The sequence below is a fragment of the Streptomyces sparsus genome (assembly GCF_054776295.1).
The window spans coordinates 1-2531 of the sequence record NZ_BAAHCA010000719.1 but is presented as its reverse complement, the minus strand read 5'-3'; the positions used below and the strand labels follow the sequence as shown (position 1 = coordinate 2531).

The 2531-nt window shown below is 72.9% G+C and carries 2 protein-coding genes and 1 pseudogene; 1 reads left to right on the top strand and 2 read right to left on the bottom strand.

What is annotated here, in order from left to right:
- Positions 1-239: 239 nt before the first annotated feature.
- Together ACYVE9_RS22575 and ACYVE9_RS22570 are read right to left on the bottom strand one after the other, a co-directional pair.
- Complete coding sequence (locus tag ACYVE9_RS22575; protein ID WP_461029724.1) at positions 240-488, bottom strand: DUF3073 domain-containing protein; 249 nt, start codon at positions 486-488, stop codon at positions 240-242.
- A gap of 331 nt (positions 489-819) precedes the next feature.
- Positions 820-1896, bottom strand: coding sequence for a Leu/Phe/Val dehydrogenase (locus ACYVE9_RS22570; RefSeq protein ID WP_461029725.1), 1077 nt, complete (start codon positions 1894-1896; stop codon positions 820-822).
- A 300-nt stretch (positions 1897-2196) separates the two neighbouring features.
- Between ACYVE9_RS22570 and ACYVE9_RS22565 the strand changes: the two are divergent.
- Positions 2197-2531 (top strand): annotated as a pseudogene (locus ACYVE9_RS22565) (hypothetical protein); the annotation flags it as partial.

Sequence of the window (2531 nt, the reverse complement as noted above, 5' to 3'; positions counted from 1 at the left end):
GCCGCACCGGGCCGCCTCCCGCTCGCCTCGTCGTGACCGCGCCTGGACCCCCGGTGCACCCGCCGCGCACCCATCGGGCAGCGTGGCGGGTGGCCGGCACGTGGCCGCGCTCCCGCACGCCAGCGACACGGCGGGGACGTGTGCGGGGGAGCGGCGTCGGCTGCTTCCGGGCAGCACAGAACCCGGTCCGGCGATTGCCGGACCGGGTTCTGTGACGGTGATTACCGACGAGCGACGCGTCAGGCGCGCCGTCGCGGCGACGGGGAGTCGGACGTCTGCCCGCCGTCGTCATTGTCGTAACGATCCGCGTACTGTGCGTACGGGTCGTCCTCCAGCTCATCGTCCTCGAAACTGCCGCCGTTAGGCGGCTGATCCGACGTCGATGCGCCCAGCTCCTCAGCCAGGCGCGAGAGATCCGTCCCGCCGCTGTTGTACTTCAGCTGGCGGGCGACCTTCGTCTGCTTGGCCTTGGCCCGGCCGCGCCCCATGGCTCGACCCCCTCAACGACGGGGCTCGACGGCCCCAGAGTCTTGACACGCGTTCATGGTTCGGAGCGGACCCTCAGGTCAGGGCCCGGCTCCCAGGGCTTCAACGGTACCTGCTTCCGCGGCCGTACGGTACGCCGCCCGCACCACCGGGCAGGTCCCCGCCATGCCCCTGACCAGTTATTGGCTGGTCAGAAGGGATTTTACCTTCTGTACAACCCGTATCCCGCCACCGGGTGGTGAGGGATGTCTCCTCGGCGTACGCAGCCGCACACACGTCCGACATGTCGTGCCTGTGTGCGGCTGCACCGGTCACCGGGGCGGCGCGGACCGCTCAGGCGACCGGCGGGCCGGCGGCCATGCGCTGCTCGGCGACCCGGTCCGCGGCGACCGCGGGCGGCACCCCGTCCCGGTCGGCGAGGCGGAAGATCTCCAGCGTCGTGTCGAAGATCTTCTCCGCCTTCGCCTTCGCGCGAGTGAAGTCGAAGCCGTGCAGCTCGTCGGCGACCTGGATCACGCCGCCGGCGTTCACCACGTAGTCCGGGGCGTAGAGCACACCCCGCCCGGCGAGGTCCTTCTCGACGCCGGCGTGCGCCAGCTGGTTGTTCGCCGCGCCGCAGACCACCCGTGCGGTCAGTGCCGGCACGGTCTCGTCGTTGAGGGCGCCGCCCAGCGCGCACGGCGCGTACACGTCGAGCCCCGGGGTGCGGATCAGCGCGTCGGTATCCGCCGCGACCACCACTTGCGGGTGCTCCGCCCTCACCCGGGCGAGCGACTGCTCACGCACGTCGGTGACGACCACCTCGGCGCCGTCCTCGACCAGGTGCCGCACCAGGTGGTGGCCGACCTTGCCGACGCCCGCCACGCCCACCGTGCGGCCGCGCAGTGTCGGCTCGCCCCACAGGTGCCGAGCGCTGGCCCGCATGCCCTGGAACACGCCGAAGGCGGTGAGCACGGAGGAGTCCCCGGCGCCGCCGTTCTCCGGGGAGCGCCCGGTCGTCCAGCGGCACTCGCGGGCGACGACGTCCATGTCCTGCACGTAGGTGCCCACGTCGCAGGCGGTGACGTAGCGACCGCCGAGCGAGGCCACGAAACGGCCGTAGGCGAGCAGCAGCTCCTCCGACTTGCCCGTGTCCGGGTCTCCGATGATCACGGCCTTGCCGCCGCCGTGCGCGAGACCGGCCAGGGCGTTCTTGTACGACATGCCGCGGGCGAGGTTGAGGGCGTCCAGCGCGGCCGCCTGCTCGGGGAACTCCTCGTCCGCGTACGCGTGGAAGCGGGTGCCGCCCAGGGCGGGACCGAGCGCGGTGGAGTGCAGGGCGATGACGGCCTTGAGGCCGCTGGCACGGTCCTGGCAGAACACCACCTGCTCGTGGCCGCCCTGCTCCGAGCCGAAGAGGGTGCGCAGCACCCGGTCGTCCCGGTGGGAGTGTTCGGCCCGGCCGGATCGGCCTGCCCGGTCGTCGTGCTGTCCGTCGACGCTGACGGAGAGACGTACGTCAGTCACGGTGGTGACTCCTGTAGTCGCATGGGACGCCCTCCTGCGGGTGGGAAGGGCCTGTGTGCAGCAGGGTACGACCTGTCGGCGCGCCGGATCGTCACGGTGCCACTATCGGGGTAGATCGTCTCAGGGCCACCCGTCGGTGGCCGCCCGCGACCGCCGCCGGCCGGCGGCGCCGGGCCGACCGCCGCGACGAAGGGAGGAGCCCCTGTGGCTCCGACTCCGGCCCTGCCCGTGCCGTACGCGGCCTATCTGCGTGTGTACGAGCCGCTGGCCGCCTTTCCCGAGCCGGAGCGCTCCCACTGGGCCCGCTACGCCCGCCGTGCCGACTTCCCCGACGCCCAGGACGAACTGCGCCGTTCGCTGGCCGACCTGCTGGCGGTCCCGCCGGTGGTGGTGCCGGTGCGGGAGAGCGGCGACGCCTTCGTCAGCGAGATGGACGGCGCGGTGTGCGTCTGCCCGTGGCGGACCCGGCTGCGGGGCTGGCTGGCGCTGGCCGAGGTGGGCGACGAGCTGCCGCCGCCGGTGCTCGACGCGGCGCTGCC

Excerpts from the sequence above, each read along its gene's own strand:
- ACYVE9_RS22575 (WP_461029724.1), bottom strand. The coding sequence starts at position 488 with ATGGGGCGCGGCCGGGCCAAGGCCAAGCAGACGAAGGTCGCCCGCCAG.